The 16,002-nt window shown below is 69.5% G+C and carries 12 protein-coding genes; 2 read left to right on the plus strand and 10 right to left on the minus strand.

Annotated features, from left to right (window positions below; translation table 11 throughout):
• The 7 genes from BLU09_RS25780 to BLU09_RS25810 all read right to left on the minus strand — a co-directional run bounded on the left by BLU09_RS25780 (window position 1) and on the right by BLU09_RS25810 (window position 10,466).
• The gene (locus tag BLU09_RS25780) at window positions 1-3,195 is read right to left on the minus strand and encodes a TAT-variant-translocated molybdopterin oxidoreductase (RefSeq protein ID WP_090492145.1); all 3,195 of its coding nucleotides are present in this window, start codon (window positions 3,193-3,195) and stop codon (window positions 1-3) included.
• Window positions 3,192-3,854: a cytochrome c3 family protein gene (locus BLU09_RS25785; RefSeq protein WP_090492146.1), complete on the minus strand. Its 663-nt coding sequence runs from the start codon at window positions 3,852-3,854 to the stop codon at window positions 3,192-3,194. Before BLU09_RS25785 ends, BLU09_RS25780 begins: the two co-directional genes overlap by 4 nt.
• Window positions 3,855-4,255: 401 nt before the next feature.
• The gene (locus BLU09_RS25790) at window positions 4,256-4,621 is read right to left on the minus strand and encodes an HNH endonuclease (RefSeq protein ID WP_090492147.1); all 366 of its coding nucleotides are present in this window, start codon (window positions 4,619-4,621) and stop codon (window positions 4,256-4,258) included.
• Window position 4,622: 1 nt separating this feature from the next.
• Complete coding sequence (pdeM, locus tag BLU09_RS25795) at window positions 4,623-5,276, minus strand: ligase-associated DNA damage response endonuclease PdeM (RefSeq protein WP_090492148.1); 654 nt, start codon at window positions 5,274-5,276, stop codon at window positions 4,623-4,625.
• Window positions 5,246-7,828, minus strand: coding sequence for a ligase-associated DNA damage response DEXH box helicase (locus tag BLU09_RS25800; protein ID WP_090492149.1), 2,583 nt, complete (start codon window positions 7,826-7,828; stop codon window positions 5,246-5,248). The genes pdeM and BLU09_RS25800 overlap by 31 nt, the downstream gene beginning before the upstream one ends.
• Window positions 7,815-9,410 (minus strand): ATP-dependent DNA ligase, encoded by a 1,596-nt coding sequence (locus tag BLU09_RS25805; protein ID WP_090492150.1) that lies wholly within the window; start codon window positions 9,408-9,410, stop codon window positions 7,815-7,817. Before BLU09_RS25805 ends, BLU09_RS25800 begins: the two co-directional genes overlap by 14 nt.
• A 3-nt stretch (window positions 9,411-9,413) precedes the next feature.
• A complete protein-coding gene (locus BLU09_RS25810; RefSeq protein ID WP_090492151.1) occupies window positions 9,414-10,466 on the minus strand; it encodes a ligase-associated DNA damage response exonuclease in 1,053 nt (350 codons plus the stop codon).
• Between the two features lie 262 nt (window positions 10,467-10,728).
• On the opposite strand from BLU09_RS25810, the gene BLU09_RS25815 reads away from it, so the two are divergent.
• Both BLU09_RS25815 and BLU09_RS25820 read left to right on the plus strand, forming a co-directional pair.
• A complete protein-coding gene (locus tag BLU09_RS25815) occupies window positions 10,729-12,222 on the plus strand; it encodes an anthranilate synthase component I family protein (RefSeq protein WP_090492152.1) in 1,494 nt (497 codons plus the stop codon).
• The gene (locus BLU09_RS25820) at window positions 12,219-12,782 is read left to right on the plus strand and encodes an anthranilate synthase component II (RefSeq protein WP_090492153.1); all 564 of its coding nucleotides are present in this window, start codon (window positions 12,219-12,221) and stop codon (window positions 12,780-12,782) included. The genes BLU09_RS25815 and BLU09_RS25820 overlap by 4 nt, the downstream gene beginning before the upstream one ends.
• Here the strand turns inward: BLU09_RS25820 and BLU09_RS25825 are convergent, their stop codons facing one another.
• The 3 genes from BLU09_RS25825 to BLU09_RS25835 form a co-directional block, all read right to left on the minus strand.
• Entirely contained in the window at window positions 12,783-13,388 is a 606-nt protein-coding gene (locus BLU09_RS25825; RefSeq protein ID WP_090492154.1) for a histidine phosphatase family protein, read from the minus strand.
• Window positions 13,389-13,450: 62 nt separating this feature from the next.
• Window positions 13,451-13,981: a hypothetical protein gene (locus BLU09_RS25830; RefSeq protein WP_244172024.1), complete on the minus strand. Its 531-nt coding sequence runs from the start codon at window positions 13,979-13,981 to the stop codon at window positions 13,451-13,453.
• Window positions 13,982-13,995: 14 nt separating this feature from the next.
• Entirely contained in the window at window positions 13,996-15,645 is a 1,650-nt protein-coding gene (locus BLU09_RS25835) for a DUF6923 family protein (protein WP_244172025.1), read from the minus strand.
• Between the last annotated feature and the right edge of the window lie 357 nt (window positions 15,646-16,002).

Genomic DNA, 16,002 nt, shown 5'->3' on the forward strand with positions numbered 1-16,002 from the left:
TTAGTGGCTCCCTTGGTTCGCAGCGGCCGTCGCGGCGGGCTCGAGGGCGGGGTTGGGATTGCGGACGCGGATGAGGTGCGCGGTGCGCGGGCGGGTGCCCAGCTCGTGGAGCAGCTTGTACGCGCGCTCGTCCTCGTGGAGCTGCGTGACGCGCTGCTGCGGGTCGTTGAGGGAGCCGAAGGTGATGGCCTGCGTGGGGCAGGTCTGCTGGCAGGCCGTCTGCAGCTCCTTCTCATTGATGAGGCGCTTCTCGACGCGGGCGTCGATGCGCACTCGCTCGATGCGCTGGACGCAGTACGTGCACTTCTCCATCACGCCGCGGTTGCGGACGGTGACGTCCGGGTTCATCAGCATCTTCTCGGTGGCCGTCTTGTCCGCCGTGTAGTGCAGGTAGTTGAACCGGCGCACCTTGTACGGGCAGTTGTTCGAGCAGTACCGGGTGCCGACGCAGCGGTTGTACACCATGTCGTTGAGGCCCTCGTCCGAGTGCACGGTGGCGTTCACCGGGCAGACGTACTCGCAGGGGGCCTTCTCGCAGTGCACGCACATCACCGGCTGCATGACCATCCGGGGGTCGCTCTCGCTGCCCTCGAAGTAGCGGTCGATGCGCAGCCACTGCATCTCACGGCTGACGGAGACCTGCTGCTTGCCCACGACGGGGATGTTGTTCTCCGCCTGGCAGGCAATCACGCACGCGCTGCAACCGGTGCAGCGGGACAGGTCGATGGCCATGCCCCACTTGTAGCCCTGGGGGTTGCTGGGGCCCTTGTTGTAGTCGAAGGCCGGCAGGTTGTCCTGGACGCCGAACTTCAGCTCGCTCTTGACGCGGTGGAGCGTGTGCTGCGTCGCGATGGACGGGTTCTTCAGCTCGGACAGCGGCATGTCCAGCGCCAGCGGGCGGTTCTCCATCCGCCAGTGCGTCTGGGTCAGGCTGAACTTGTAGCTGCCGCGCACCTTGGTGAGCGTGGCGCCGCCGTCGAACCAGGGGGCCTTCACGGTGCGCACCGCGTTGGCGTTGAAGCCCACCGCCTTGGCCACCTGCTCGTGCAGGCCATCACGGCCGTAGCCCAGCGCCATCGTCACGGTGTCGTTCGCGTGGCCGGGGGTGATCCAGACCGGCACGGTCAGCTTGCGGCCGCCGTAGGTCAGCTCCGCCAGGTCACCGGGCTCGAGGCTCAGCCCCTTGGCGGTCTCCGGGCTCAGCAGCGCGGCGTTGTCCCAGGTCATCTTGGTGATGGGGTCCGGGAGCTCCTGCAGCCAGGAGTTGTTGCCGAAGCGGCCGTCGAAGACCTTGTAGTCGTAGACGAAGTTGATCTCGAGCTCGCCCGTGGCGGGGGCCGTGTAGCCCGTCACCAGCGCGGAGGCGGCGCCGAAGTCCGGAGCGCCCTGCACCGGAGCGGCCTGCGTGCCGGGGATGGCACCGTCCGACACCCAGCTCTCCCAGCGGGCCTCGAAGTCACCCTGGCCCTCGGACTGACCCTGCCAGTAGTCGCGCAGCATCTGGTACGCGGGGCGGTAGGGCTCGTCGAGGAACATCGCCAGCAGCTCGGACTCCGGCACGCCGTTGTAGAGCGGCTGGATGAGCGGCTGGGCAATGGCCACGGTGCCGTCGAACGAACGGCCGTCGCTCCACGTCTCCAGCGGGTGCGCCGCGGGGACGAACCAGTCGGCGTACTGGCTGGTCTCGTCCTCGTAGAGGCCCGTGTAGAGCACGGTGAGGTTGCCGCGGTTGGGGTTGGTCGCCGGGTCCAGCAGCTCCTTCAGACCCGTGTCCGCCGGAACCGAGAACACCGGGTTCCAGCTGGTGATGACCAGCGTGTCCACGCGGCCGGCGGTGATGTCCTCCACCAGCGCGCGGACCTGGCTCAGGCCCTCCTGCTCCGCGATGGACGACTGCACGTACTTCACCGTGGTGCCGGTGTTGCCCAGCGCGGCGTTGATGGCGTGGGCCAGCGCGTGGACGGCCGCCGGCTGACGCTCACCCGCGACCACCAGGGTGCGGCCCGGACGCGCGGCGCGCAGGTCCGCGACGACCGCCTGCACCCAGGCGGTGTGGTCCGACTTCAGCGACGCCTTGTTGGCGGCGGCGCCAGCCAGCGAGGCGGCGGGGCCACCCACGGCCTGGGCCACGGCGGCGGCGACCGCGAGCACGTCCTGCGACTTCACGCGCAGGCGGTGGTCGGCCATGCCGCCGGTGATGGAGAAGCGGGCCTCGGCCACGTAGAGCCGGTTGAGCGGACCGTTGTTCGGGTCGCGGCGGTTGGCGAACTGGCGCGCGTAGCCCAGGTTCTCCGGGCGGCTCTCCAGGAAGTCCGCGTCCAGCGACAGGACGATGTCCGCCTGGGCGAAGTCGTAGACGGCCGAAACGGGCTGTCCGCCGAAGAGCGCGCGGAGCGCCTCGTCCTGCGTGTCGTGCGTCTGCGCGGTGTAGCTGTGGAAGCGCGCGTTCGGCAGCTTCTTCAGGATGCGGCTGCGCAGGTCGCCGGTCAGCGGCGAGTTGCCGGGCTCGGACAGGAAGCGCACGCGGCTGCCACCGTCATTGGCGGCGGCCTTGCTGGTGGCGTTGATCAGCTCCTCGCGCAGGGCGCGGAGGGCGCGGGGGCTCTTGCCCTGACGGAGCACGCGGGCGCGGCTCGGGTCGTACAGGGACAGGAGGAACGCCTGCTCCCAGGGGCCAGCGGCGCCCTGGTTGACCGGGTGGTCCGGGTTGCCCTCGATCTTCACGGGGCGACCCTCGCGGGCGGTGATGAGCAGACCGGAGGTGTGACCGGCCAGCGTCATGCCGGACGCGTAGTGGAGCGGGTTGCCCGGGACGAGCTCGGGGGGCGTCTTGGTGTACGGCAGGATGCGCTCATCCACCGGACGGGTGCTGCACGCCGTGGCGCCGGCCAGCGCCAGCGAGGCACCCAGCAGGTGCATGAACTCGCGGCGGGCGAAGCCCGTGGGGGCCAGGTCCGCGCCGACGGGGAACTCCGGCCGCGTCTCTTCCAGGTAGTCGGGCGTGCCGAGCTTCTCCTCCAGGCTGCGCCAGTACGTCTGGCCATAGCCGGGCTCGGAGGGGGAGGCGTTGGCGGCCGCGTGCTCGAGCGCCTCGCCGACAACGTCGGACTTGGCGGCAGGCCGGTCCGTGACGACCGGGAGCGCGAAGGAGGAGGGGGTGTCCTGCGACGGGGCGCCGTCGCGCTTCGTGTTCATCGGTGGCATGTGGAGCAGCTCTCGCGCGAGTGGACGTCGTACGCTTCAGCCAACTGGCGGCCAAGCTCAGCGGCCTTGGCCTTGTCTTCGGGCGGGGTCCACGTCATGGACGTGATGAACTCCGCCGGACGCAGGTGGGGCTCCGGATTGCGGTGGCAATCCAGGCACCAGGCCATGGTGAGCGGCGCGGCCTGCTCCACGGCGGCCATCTGGTCGACGCGGCCGTGGCAGGTGGCGCAGCCAACGCCCTTGGCCACGTGGATGGAGTGGTTGAAGTAGACGAAGTCCGGCAGGTTGTGCACGCGGACCCAGGGGATGGGCTGGTCGGAGAAGAACGCCTTGCGGACCTCGTTGAGGTACGGGCTCTTGTTCCAGACCTGTGCGTGGCAGGACATGCACACCGTGGTGGAGGGGATGCCCGCGGAGGGCGACTCCTCGACCGACCAGTGACAGTACCGACAGTCAATCTGCTCATCACCCGCGTGGTGGCGGTGATCGAACTCGATCGGCTGTTCAATGGGCCGCTGCTGGCCAGTGACGTACGGCGAGCGCACGTAGGCCATGAGACCGCCAATACCGATGGCGGGCACGGCAAGGAGCGCCGCGGCGGACAGCCGCGACACCGTGTTCGTCCAACGTGGGAAGAGAGGGCCGCTCATACCTGGACCATGGGCAAGGGGGCTTCGACAACAGCACTCGTGAAGGGAACGAAAGGCGAGGCGTGGGCGTTACCGGGCACAGGGAGCGGAGGGGCATTCCCGGCCCCACTGGGGCGGGTGGGCGGTAGCTCCTGGCGCACTGAAGGCGAAGCGGACACGTCCAACGAAACCTCTATTAGTAATGCCGTGGGCGGGGCCCTCCTCCTCTCCCTGCCCTAATGCGGCGCGGGACCATCGGGCATCGACACGGCAGTGTCAACCATTCAGATGTGGCGGCACGGGGATACCACTTCCTCGTGCGAGGGCGGAAAGTCGCGGTCGCGCGGTGATGAATCTCTCTTCTGGAGGGAGGTAGGGACGATTGAGCAAAGCACCCGTCGGGGAGGATCACTCCGGGTGTTTCACGGCGCGTCGTCGGTCTCCGGCTTCCGCCAGCGCGCGAGGCGCCGGGCCAGAAGCCTTTCCACCAGCTCCCGGGCGCGCGCGTCCCGGTGATAACGGGCGTCGTGCCGGGTGCCCTTGCCTTGATTGCACCGGGCGCAGGCCAGACCCAGGTTGCTCAGCGCCTCGGTGCCCCCGGCCGTCTTCGGGAGGATGTGCTCGATGGTGGCGCGGCTGATCGGCTCGCCATCCAGGCCGACCCATAAGTGCGCGTTGCAGTGCAAGCACTTGCCGAGCCACGCCTCGCGGCCCCGGTGGTTGGCGCGCTCGAAGGTATTATCCGTTTCGATGATACCCAGTATCTTGCGGCGTTTGGCGTAGCTCATCCTACACCTCGACGACTGCGGGGCCGGCGACGGCGAAAATGCGATCGCCCGCGCGGCGGGAGACGTTGATTCCGCCCGTGAAGGCGCTGAATGCCGGAAGCACGCCCACGCCGCGTCCCACCTGGAAGCAGGGAAGACGCAGTGTGTCGCTCCTGCCGCCCAGCCGCACCATGGGGTGGAGGTGACCTGCCCATACATAGCGACCTGAAACGGGCTCCGGGTGGTGGGCGAAGTGGAAGGGGCCTTCGTCGATGGAGGACTCGCGGACGTCCAGGCGCCAGCGGACAGGCAGTGTCTTCACGTGCCGGTCATGATTGCCCCGCACCAGGACGCATTCCACCCAGGCGTGGGACTCCCGCCACTCCGCCAGCCGCTCCACCACGGCGGGGGTGAGGCCCTGGCGTGAATGGATGAGGTCACCCAGCAGGAGCAGGCGGCGGGCGCCGGTGGTGGTGAGCGCCGCGGACAGGCGGGCCAGGTCGTCCTCCAGCACGCCCGTGGGCAGGGGGATGCCGTGCTGCTGGAAGCTCTCCGTCTTGCCCCAGTGCAGGTCCGCCACGGCCAGGGTGCCAGTGTCGGGCCAGTACAGGGCGCGCTCCGGGAGCAGCTCCAGCAGGGTGCCCTCTACGCGGACCTGGCATCTTCGCGAGTCCATCGCTCCTTCAATCGCTCCACCCGCTCCAGCAGGGACTCGCTCGACAGGCTCGCGCTGATGCGCTCGACGACGAGCGGGAAGCCCAGGGGCGTGGGCCGGCGGACATGGATGAGCTCCAGGGGCGCGGCTTGAAGCCGCTCCAGGGTCCGCTCCAGGCGCCCCTCCTCGAATTGTTGCTCCAGCACCTCCCGGCGGGCCTGGACGAGCAGGAGGTTGTCCGGGTCGTATTTGATGAAGACGTCGTGCAGCAGCGACGCGCTGGCCTGGACCTGCCGCGAGGACTTGCGCGCGCCGGGCAGGCCCGGCAGCACCAGCCCGGCGATGCGGGCGATGTCGCGGAACTGGCGCTTTGACAGCTCGCCGACGTTGACGCTCTCCAGGACGTCCGCCTCCAGGCGCTCGCGGGTGAAGAGCGCGGGGTGCAGCGCCTCCTCGAAGGGGAAGGGCGTGGGCGTGAGCAACTCCAAACCGTAGTCATTCACCGACAGGCTGAAGGTGGCCTTGCGCAGGCGCGTCAGCCGCAGTGCCAGCAGCGCCGCCAGTCCTTCGTGCACCAACCGTCCTTCAAAGGGATAGAGGAAGAGATGGTGCCCGTCGCGCGTCTGGCACGTCTCCGCCAGCAGGATGTCCGCCGCGGGGATGCGGGACAGGCGGGCCTGCGCGTCCAGCACGGGCCAGGCGGCGGCCAGTTCGTCCGACGTGACATCGCCGTGGCGCGCGGTGTCCAGCGTGCGCCGAACGGCGGCGGCCAACGAGCCGGACAGGGGCAGGCGGCTGCCGCCCCAGCGCGGCGTCCGGGTGACCTTCGTCTTCGCGGGCCGCACGTAGGCGGTCATGTCCTGGAGGCGGCTGAACTCCAGCTTCTTCCCCGCGAAGATGAAGGTGTCGCCCGGCTTGAGGCGGCTGACGTAGGACTCCTCCACGCTGCCCAGGCGCCCGCCGCTCCAGTAACGCAGCTGCACCACCGCGTCGGAGGTGATGGTGCCGATGTTGAGGCGGTGCAGGCGGGCCACGCGCGCGTCCGCGACGACGCAGCGGCCCTTGTGCTCCACCACGCGCCGGAACTCCGGGTAGGCGCGCAGCGTCGGGCTGCCTTCGCGGACCAGGGACAAAGTCCACGCGAACTCCTCGTCGGTGAGGCCGGCGAAGGCCGCCGCGGTGCGCACCTCGTCTCGCAGGGCGTCGGGCGTGAAGCCGCCGCCCAACGCGCACGTCACCAGGTGCTGCGCCAGGACGTCCAGCGGCTTGCCCGGCGGCGTGCGGGCCTCCACCTCGCGGCGAAGGAGCGCGTCCTTGGCGGCGGCCATCTCCACCAACTCCAGCGCGTGCGTGGGGACGAAGAGGATGTGACAGGTGGCGCCCGGGCGGTGGGCGCTGCGGCCCGCGCGCTGCATCGTGCGGCCAATGCCCTTGGGACTGCCCACCTGTACCACGCGCTCCACCGGGCCGAAGTCCACGCCCAGGTCCAGCGACGAGGTGCACACCGCGATGCGCAGCGAGCCTTCCTTGAGGCCGCTCTCCACGCGCTCACGCTCCTCGCGTTCGATGGAGCCATGGTGGAGCGCGATGAGGTGCTCCCACTCCGGACGGGCGAAGCGCAGGCCTTCGAACCAGCGCTCGGCCTGGGAGCGCGTATTGGTGAAGATGAGCGTGGAGCGCTCCGCGTCCAGCCACGCGCCCACGCGGGCCAGCATGGAGAAGCCCAGGTGGCCCGCCCAGGGGAACGCATCCACGGATTCGGGCAGCAATGTCTCGACGACGATGGGCCGCTCCAACGCCGCGCTCACAATCGTGGGCGTCTGGCCGGTGCCCACGGCGTGACGGGCGGCCTCTTCCAGATTGGCCAGCGTGGCGGACAGCGCCCAGGTGCGCAGGCCCGGCGCGAAGCGGCGCAGGCGGGCCAGCGCCAGCTCCAGCTGCGAGCCCCGCTTGGAGCCGAGGAGTTCGTGCCATTCATCCACGATGACGGAGCGCAGTGACGCGAACAGCTCCGGGGCCCGCTCATGCGTGAGCAGGACGCACAGCGACTCCGGCGTGGTGATGAGCACCTGCGGCAGGCGCTCCCGCTGACGCTGGCGCACCGACGAGGACGTGTCGCCGGTGCGGCTCTCCACGGCGATGTCCGCGTCCAGCACGGTGAGGGGCTCCCGCAACGCCTTCTCCACGTCCCGGGACACCGCGCGCAGCGGCGTCACGTAGAGGAGTTGAAGCCCTGGCTGTCCATGCGCCGCGACGTCCGCGAGCGGACCCAGGTAGGCCGCGTACGTCTTGCCCGCGCCGGTGGGGACGTGGATGAGCCCGCTTTCGCCGCGCGCATGGGCGGCCCAGGCTTCTTCTTGAAACGGGTAGGGCGTCCAACCCTTCGCACGGAACCAGCCGCGCAGCCGCTCCAGGGGTGGTTCATTCGTTTGCGCTCGAGTCGATGCGCGCTGGACGCGAGGTCGCCTGGGCTTGCGCGGCGCCTCTGCGGCCGGAGGCTCGGTGGTGGCGCGCAGGGCCTTGCGACTGGCGGCAATCTGCGCCCGCAGCGAGCGGGGTCTACCCGCTGGCATGGAGCAGCTCCTTGAGTGAGTCCAGCGTGTCCGCGTCCTGCGGCTTCTTGTCCGTCCGCCAGCGGGCGATTCGGGGGAAGCGCAGCGCGACGCCCGACTTGTGACGCGGCGAGGACTGGATGCCCTCGAAGTGCAGTTCGAAGACCTGTTCAGGCTCCACCGAGCGCACGGGGCCGTACTTCTCCCGCGTGTGCGCCCGAATCCACCGGTCCAGCCGGCCAATCTCCGCGTCCGTCAGGCCGGAGTACGCCTTCGTCACGGGCTGGAGCTCCGTGCCGTTCCACACCGCGAAGGTGTAGTCGGTGTACAGCGACGAGCGCCGGCCGTGGCCCGGATGCGCGTACAGCAACACCGCGTCCACCGTGAACGGGTCAATCTTCCACTTCCACCAGTCGCCCCGCTTGCGCCCGGTGAGGTACGGCGACTCCAGGCGCTTGAGCATGAAGCCCTCGACGTTGCGCTCTCGCGCTTCGCCTCGCGCGGTGGCCAGGTCCTCCCAGGTCGCCGCTTGCACGACGGGGGAGACGGGAAGCCGAGGCAAGCCTTCCAACAGCGCCTCCAGCTTCGCGCGCCGCTCGCGCAGCGGCTTGCTCCGGAGGTCAATGCCTCCCAGCTCCAGCATGTCGTAGGCGATGTAGGCCGCGGGCGCTTCGGCCAGCACCTTGGGCGTCAGTTTCTGCCGGCCGATGCGCCGCTGGAGCAGGGCGAAGGGAAGGGGCCTTCCGTCCGCGTAGGCCAACACCTCGCCGTCCAGCACCGTGCCCTCGGGGAGCGCGGCGGCGGCGTCCGCGATTTCGGGGAAGCGCTCGGTGATGAGCTCCTCGCCGCGGCTCCACAGGTGCACGCTGCCCTTGCGGCGGATGAGCTGGCCCCGGATGCCATCCCACTTCCACTCCACCTGCCATTCCGCCCGGTCGCCCAGGTCCCCTGGTGGCTGCTCCAGCGGTGACGCGAGATAGAAGGGGTAGGGCCGGGAGCTGTCGCTGTCCGACACGTCCTGGGACACGAGCTGCCGGAAGAAGGCGGGCGAGGGCGTCCACGTCCCCATCAGCCGGTGCGCAACGCTGGGCGCGGGCAGTCCCGCCACCTGCGCCACCGCGCGGACCACCAGCGTGGAGGACACGCCCACCCGCAGTTCACCGGTGAGCATCTTGTTGAGCAGGAACAGCTCACGCCGGGGCATGGCGTGCCACCAGGACACCACCTGCTCGCGTTGCCCGGCGGCGTCCCGTTGACGCAGCGGCAACAGGCGTTGCTCCAGCCAGACGGACAGGGGCAGCTCCTCGGTCCGCGCCGGGCGCTCACGGGCATCCAACAGCAGGGCAATCACCTCCGCCAGGTCACCCACGGAGGCGTAGACCTCCTCGAAGAGCCAGCTGGGGATGCCGGTCAGCTCCTGCGTCCACCCCACCAGCAGCTTCGTGGGAATCAGCCGCTTCAGCTTCTGCCCCGTGAGGAAGTAGAGCGCCCACGCCGCGTCCTCCGGGGGCGCTTCCTTGAAGTAGCGCGCGAGCGCTTCCACCTTGGCGTTGGTGGACGTGGTCTGGTCCAGCGTTTCGTAGAGGTCCGCCAGTCGCCGCACGCGTCAGTCCTCCGCTTCGCCTTCGAAGGGCGTGGCCAGGGGCTCGGCGTCCACGCCCTGCTCGCGCAGGTAGTGGGCCAGCGGCTCGGCATAGCCGTGCGTCACCAGCACGCGCTCCGCCCGGGTGTCCTTCACCGTGCGCAGCAGGTCCGGCCAGTCCGCGTGGTCCGACAGCACGAAGCCGCGGTCGAAGCCCCGGCGGCGGCGGTTGCCTCGAACGCGCATCCAGCCGGACGCGAAGCCGGTTTCGTGCTCACCGAAGCGGCGCATCCACGGGGTGCCGCTCGCGCTCGGCGGCGCCAGCACCAGCGCTCCCGCGAACGAGGTGCCCTTCTCCATCTCGGACACCAAGTGCGTGGGCAGCATGCGGACGCCCGCGTCCCGGTATACGTCCACCAGGGAGTGCAAGGCGCCGTGGATGAACACGGCGCGGTCGGTCAGCTTCGCCAGCTCCGCGAGCAGCCGCTGCGCCTTGCCCAGCGCGTAGCAGAACAGCACCGCCGCGCGGCCCAGCGCGCGGTTGGCGTCCCACCAGCGCAGGATGTCCTCGGCCACCTGCTCCGTCGCGTCCCAGCGGAAGATGGGCAGGCCGAACGTCGCCTCGGTGATGAAGGTGTGGCAGGGGACGACCTCGAAGGGCGCGCACGTGGGGTCCGGCGCGCGCTTGTAGTCGCCGGACACGACCCAGGTCTCACCGCCGTGCTCCACGCGCACCTGCGCGCTGCCCAGCACGTGGCCCGCGGGATGGAAGCTGACGGTGACTCCGTTGATGCGCAGCCGTTCGCCGTAGTCGAGCGTGTCGATGGTGGCGTCCGCGCCCAATCTCCGGTGGAGCAGTCCCTTGCCCGCCCGGGCGCCCAGGTAGCGGTGGCTGCCGCTGCGTGCGTGGTCTCCATGCGCGTGGGTGATGAGCGCCCGGTCCACTGGACGCCAGGGGTCGACGTGGAAGCCGCCGGGAACGCAGTAGAGCCCCTGAGGCGTCACCGTCATCAATGGAGCGGGAGGAGCGGCACTCAAAGTCCCATTCAGATAGCGAGGGGGTTGGAGCCGGACCACCCGGGGGTGGACGCCGCCTCATCGGCGGGAGCTCCCCGGGCTGCTCCCCGGGCACCCGCTGGCCCGGGGGCTTGCGCGATGGGGGGCGGGGAATGTCGGACCGCTTGGAGGACTCCCTCGGACGGGGGATAACCCAGGGATGGCGCCCGTCCTGCTGCTGTCCGCGAATCCACAACGTCGCCAGTGAAGCGCTTCATCGGAGCCGAGACGGGCCACCCCATTCCCCCTGCCGTGATGCGCGGTGGGACGTGAGTCAAAGACGATGGATGCACAGGAGCGGAAGTCAGCCTATCGGCAGCGCGCGGAGCAGGGTGAGGCGGTGCCGGTGTCGGTGGAGCTGCCGGCGGACCTCGATACGCCGCTGTCGGCCTATCTGAAGCTGGGCGGTGGTTCGCGCGGCTTCATCCTCGAGTCGTGCTACGGCGGCGAGCAGTTCGGCCGCTACAGCCACATCGGCGCGGAGCCCGCGGGCCGCGTGCGGTTGGACCGGAACGGTGCCACCTTGTGGCGCGGCTCGCGCGAGGAGCGCCGGGACGGCAAGCCCCTGGACGTGCTGCGCCAGCTCTGGCGCGAGCTGGCCGTGGCCCGGCTTCCCGGTGAGGCGCCCTTCCTGGGCGGGCTCGTGGGGTACATGGGCTACAACTGCTTCTCGTGGCTGGAGCCCACGGTGCCGGACCGGCACCCCAGCGACATCTCCTTCCCGGACTCGGAATGGCTGGTGTGCGAGGACTTCGTCACGCACGACACCCGCACCGGGACGCTCAAGGCCACCGCCATTGCCCGGCCGTCGCTGCACGGCAGCGTGGCCGCCGCGCTGAAGGACGCGGAGGCGCGCGCGCAGGCCATGGCGGACCGGCTGCTGAAGCCGCTGTCTCCGGAGGCCTATGCGCCCGCGCCGCGCATGCGTGGGGACGTGGCGCCCACCGCGTGCTGGGACCGCGCGGGGTATGAGTCGGCGGTGGCACAGGCGCAGGAGTACATCCGCGCCGGAGACATCTTCCAGGTCGTGCTCGCGCGCCGCTTCGAATCCCGGGGCGCGCCGCCGCCGCTGTCGCTCTACCGCGCGCTGCGGCGGGTGAATCCATCGCCGTACCTCTTCCTCGTGGAGCTGGGCGAGGCCCGCGCGCTGGTGGGCGCGTCGCCGGAGTTGCTGGTGCAGGTGCGCGACGGGGACGTGGTGGTGCGGCCCATCGCCGGCACCCGGCGCCGTGGCGCGTCCGAGGCCGAGGACCTGGCCCTGGAGAAGGAGCTGCTCGCGGACGAGAAGGAGCGCGCCGAGCACATCATGCTGGTGGACCTGGGGCGCAACGACGTGGGCCGCGTGGCGGCGCCTGGCTCGGTGCGCGTCGAGGACATGATGCTCATCGAGCGCTACAGCCACGTGATGCACATCGTGTCGCAGGTGCGCGGCAAGCTCGACGCGAAGTACGACGCGCTGGATGCGCTGGCCAGCACCTTCCCCGCGGGCACGGTGTCGGGCGCGCCCAAGATTCGCGCGATGCAAATCATCGACGAGTTGGAGGTCCAGCGGCGCGGGCCCTACTCGGGCGCGGTGGGCTACCTGTCGTTCTGCGGCACGCTGGACGTGGCGATTGCGCTGCGCACCTTCTTCGTGGACGGAGACCGGACGATGTGGACCTCGGGCGCGGGAGTGGTCGCGGACTCGGTGCCGTCGAAGGAAGCGGACGAGACGGAAGCCAAGGCGGGTGCCATGGCCGCCGCGCTGCGGTTGGCGCGCGAGGGAGGTGGCCGGTGATTCTGGTCATCGACAACTACGACTCCTTCACCTTCAACCTCGTGCAGCTCCTGTACACGCTGGGGGCAGAGGTGAAGGTGGTGCGCAACGACGGCCTGGATGCCGAAGGTGTGGCGGCCTCGGGCGCGTCCCACCTGGTGATTTCGCCGGGGCCCTGCACTCCGCACGAGGCGGGCGTCAGCGTGGCGGCCATTGCCCAGTCACGCGTGCCGGTGCTGGGCGTGTGCCTGGGGCACCAGTCCATTGGCGCGGCCTTCGGCGGCAAGGTGGTGCGCGCGCCAGAGCCGGTGCACGGCAAGGCGGCGCACATCCGGCATGGCGGCACGGGGCTCTTCGCCGGGCTCAGCGAGGGCTTCGCGGCGGCGCGCTACCACTCGCTCATCGTGGAGGCGCCGTCACTGCCCGCCGAGCTGGAAGCCACCGCCTGGAGCCAGGATGGCCTCATCATGGCGCTGCGCCATCGCGAGCGGCCCGTGGTGGGCGTGCAGTTCCATCCGGAGAGCGTGCTCACGCCCGAGGGCCCCGCGCTGGTGCGCAACTTCCTGGAGGGACGGCTGTAGCTACGCGCGCAGGTGCGTGGTGTCGTTCCACGACACGATGGCCGGGCGGCGCCTGTCGCCGTCATGGCCGAGCACGCTGATGGACGCGGTGCTCAGCAGGAAGAGGCGGCCTTCCCACGGAGGCAGGCCCAGCCACCTCGCCGCGAGCACGCGAAGCAGGTGCCCGTGGGCGAAGATGAGCACGTCCCCGTCCGTCCGGAGTGCGTCGGAGATGACGCCGTCCACGCGAGTGGCCACCTGCGCCGCGGTCTCTCCGTTGGGGACGCCGTTCGTCCAGATGGTCCAGTCGGGCCGCTCGGCGCGAATCTCCGCGCCGGTGCGCCCCTCATAGTCGCCGTAGTCCCACTCCATGAGGTCTTCGCGCGGCTGGGCATAGTCCCCGTAGCCGGCCAGGGCGCAGGTGTCCGCCGCGCGGCTCAGTGGGCTGGTGTAGACGGCGTCGAAGCGCCAGGCCTTCAGCGGCGCGCCGAGCAGGCGGCCCATCTCCCTTCCGGAGCTCAGGAGCGGAATGTCCGTCCGCCCTGTGTGCCGACCGGCGCGGCTCCACTCCGTCTCTCCGTGCCGGACGAGTACCACCTGTTTCCCGGGGGTCTTCATGGCGCGCATTCTGGCAGGGCCCGGGCTCGCGCGCAGGAGGAAGCCAGAGGGCCTTCGGGGCGTCGGGACTTTCAGTGGGCGATGTAAGTCGCCGGCAGGAGCGTCTTTCCGCCCCTGCCGTCGAAGAGGCTGTCCTTCAGGTGCAGGTGGATGACGACGCGTGAGCGCTGCTCCAGGGCGCTGCGCGTGGTCGAGAACTGGATGGTTCCGGCTTGGGCATTGATGAGGCCCGCCAGGCTGTCTTCCTTGAACGCGCCCACGTCGTCCAGGCGCACGGTGATGTCCACCTGCTTCACGTACCTGGGCAGGAAGAAGCGCCCCAGGAGGTGGGCGTGGTCCGTGTCCGTCAAATCCATGGCGCGTGCGTTGGGCGAGGGCTCGAAGCGGACGGGTTCACCGAAGGACGTGACCTCGACCTGTCCCATTCCCAGCAGGACCTTCTCGTACTGTGCCGCGTCCTGGCCTCGCAGGCGGATTTCGAAGGCGTCCAGCACGGGGTCTCCCAGCGCCCGCATCAAATCGTCTTCACTGGTATCGCAGGCACTTGTTCCCAGCGCCACGAGCAGGCCCGCGACCCACCTGGATTGGGATGGAATCTTCATGGCCACGTTCCCTCTCAGAACCGAGGTTCCTCGGCGCGCTCCATGGCTTGCAGCGGGTCCACCGCGAAGATTCGTTTTCGCAGCGGGATGGCGGTCCGCTTGCCGGAGTGGTTGTGCCGCTCCAGCCGTTGACGCAGCTCTTCCATCCGGCCGGGGTCGAGTGAGGCCGGATTCTCCAGCGCGGACAGGGGAGGCGCGCGCGTGTTGAAGACGCGCTCGTTGCAGACCGCCGTCAGCGCTTCGCGCGCCGTCCGGACCTTCAAGGACTCCAGGGCCGTGCGGCGCGCGTTGTTCGAGGCGATGGCGGGGTTGGCCCAGAGGATGCCCAGGGCGCCTGGGAGGGTGGAGACTTCGCCGAGAGCGCCGAGGGAGATGGGGCCGTATGCCAGGCACTCCAAGAGCGCGCTCTCGCTGGCGCCGAAGAATCCGCGGTCCCGGGTCATCGGCTGCGGACGAGGTGAGCCCCAGGAGTAGACGCCACACATCGCGCCGTTCGCGAGCTGGGGCACCGGCCGCGTGAGGAGGCGGGTCAGGTTGCCCGTCGTCACGTCCACGGCATGGAAGTCGCTGACCCTGTGGGTGTCGGGGCCGCTGGTTCCGTAGAGGAAGAGCTCGCCGTCGCGTGTGAAGACGGCAGCGCTCATGACGGGGTTCTCCGCGGGCCTGCCGTCAATCCGCGCGAGTTCGGGATGGTCCGTGGCCACGCCTGTGAGCGGGTCGATGCGGGTCATCCGCTGGGTGGCGTTGTTGAAGGCGTAGAGCTGTCCGTCCCGGGGATTCATCGCGAAGTCCGCCAACTGGAAGTCCCCCGAGACGGTCACCACTTGCTCGGAGAGAGTGCCTCCGGTGCTGGGGTTGATGCGGATGAGGCGATGGGTGCTGTGCTCGAAGCCGACGTAGGAGCCATCCTTGAGAACGGCTCCCGCGGTCCAGATGGCCGAGCGAGGTGCCGTGGTGTCCAGCGGGGCGATGATGCTCGATGAGCCGGTGGCGTCGACGCGGATGAAGCTGGGAGCGCTGACGCCGTCCGAGGCGATGGCGTACAGGATGTTGTCGTAGTGGTTGAACGCCAGCGCGTTGTAGGGAAGCCCGGCTTCACCCTGTAGCGTCAGCGTGCCGGTGGCGGGGTCGAAGATGTAGAGCCGTGAGGGGGCTGCGGGCCGTCCTTCCGGAGAGCGCGAGGCCGTGGAGAGGTAGACGGTGTCGTCACAGAACAGGTTGGGCTGAGGAAGGCAGAGCACGTTGGCCCCCGCCTGGCTGGCGCCTGCGTCCCAGCCAATGCTGAAGGTGCTGGTGAAGGAGACCTCGTGGTTGGGCGTCACGGGGTTCGCATCGTGTATCCCCAATGTGAGACACGCGTCGTAGCTCTCCAGCTCGATTTCGCACTGATACGTGAAGTGGCCTCCCGCTGGAACCACGAGGGGGGACGTGGGTAAGAGCGTGCAGGAATTCAGCAGGGGCGCGGTCGCGGAGAGCAGCTCGGAGGGGAGCGTCGGGTCGATGTTGGTGACGGTGAACGTGAAGCGCAGCGTCTCCGGGTAGGTGTCGACCGTGTATTGCTTGAGCCCGTTCACGAGCTTCTCGGCTCGGAAGTCGTTGGCCCAGGCGTTCGAGGCCCAGACGGCGCCGATGAACAGGAGCCCGAGCCACTTCCTATCCATCATGGGGGTTTCCTCGTCCGTCATTGCTGGGGGACAAGGGACGGCTGCAGTCGATGTGCCAGTTGTTCTCTTGTTTATTGTTATTCTTGGAGGTTGATACGTGTGCCCCCAAGGGCGCCCGGATGTCGAATGGCGTTGTCTGGGGATGTCTTGGAAGTGGCGGGAGGATGGCCCGGGGGACTTGTTCTTGTCCGGAACTCCCAGCCAGATGGGCACACAATGTCAGGAGGTACCTGACGCCGAGGACGGAACGCGGCAACGCGGGCGTGTAAGAATTGCAGGCAGGTGGCTGGCATTCTTTCTGGAATGCATGCGACCTCGAAACAAGGCCCGGCCGAACGTCGGTGCGCTCAGCCGGGC

The organism is Myxococcus virescens, from assembly GCF_900101905.1.
GTDB classification, from domain to species: Bacteria; Myxococcota; Myxococcia; order Myxococcales; family Myxococcaceae; genus Myxococcus; species Myxococcus virescens.

Bases quoted from the DNA above. Each gene is read 5' to 3' on its own strand.
- BLU09_RS25780 (WP_090492145.1), bottom strand. From the start codon at position 3,195: ATGAACACGAAGCGCGACGGCGCCCCGTCGCAGGACACCCCCTCCTCC.
- BLU09_RS25785 (WP_090492146.1), bottom strand. From the start codon at position 3,854: ATGAGCGGCCCTCTCTTCCCACGTTGGACGAACACGGTGTCGCGGCTG.
- BLU09_RS25790 (WP_090492147.1), bottom strand. From the start codon at position 4,621: ATGAGCTACGCCAAACGCCGCAAGATACTGGGTATCATCGAAACGGAT.
- pdeM (WP_090492148.1), bottom strand. From the start codon at position 5,276: ATGGACTCGCGAAGATGCCAGGTCCGCGTAGAGGGCACCCTGCTGGAG.
- BLU09_RS25800 (WP_090492149.1), bottom strand. From the start codon at position 7,828: ATGCCAGCGGGTAGACCCCGCTCGCTGCGGGCGCAGATTGCCGCCAGT.
- BLU09_RS25815 (WP_090492152.1), top strand. From the start codon at position 10,729: ATGGATGCACAGGAGCGGAAGTCAGCCTATCGGCAGCGCGCGGAGCAG.
- BLU09_RS25825 (WP_090492154.1), bottom strand. From the start codon at position 13,388: ATGCGCGCCATGAAGACCCCCGGGAAACAGGTGGTACTCGTCCGGCAC.
- BLU09_RS25830 (WP_244172024.1), bottom strand. From the start codon at position 13,981: ATGAAGATTCCATCCCAATCCAGGTGGGTCGCGGGCCTGCTCGTGGCG.
- BLU09_RS25835 (WP_244172025.1), bottom strand. From the start codon at position 15,645: ATGATGGATAGGAAGTGGCTCGGGCTCCTGTTCATCGGCGCCGTCTGG.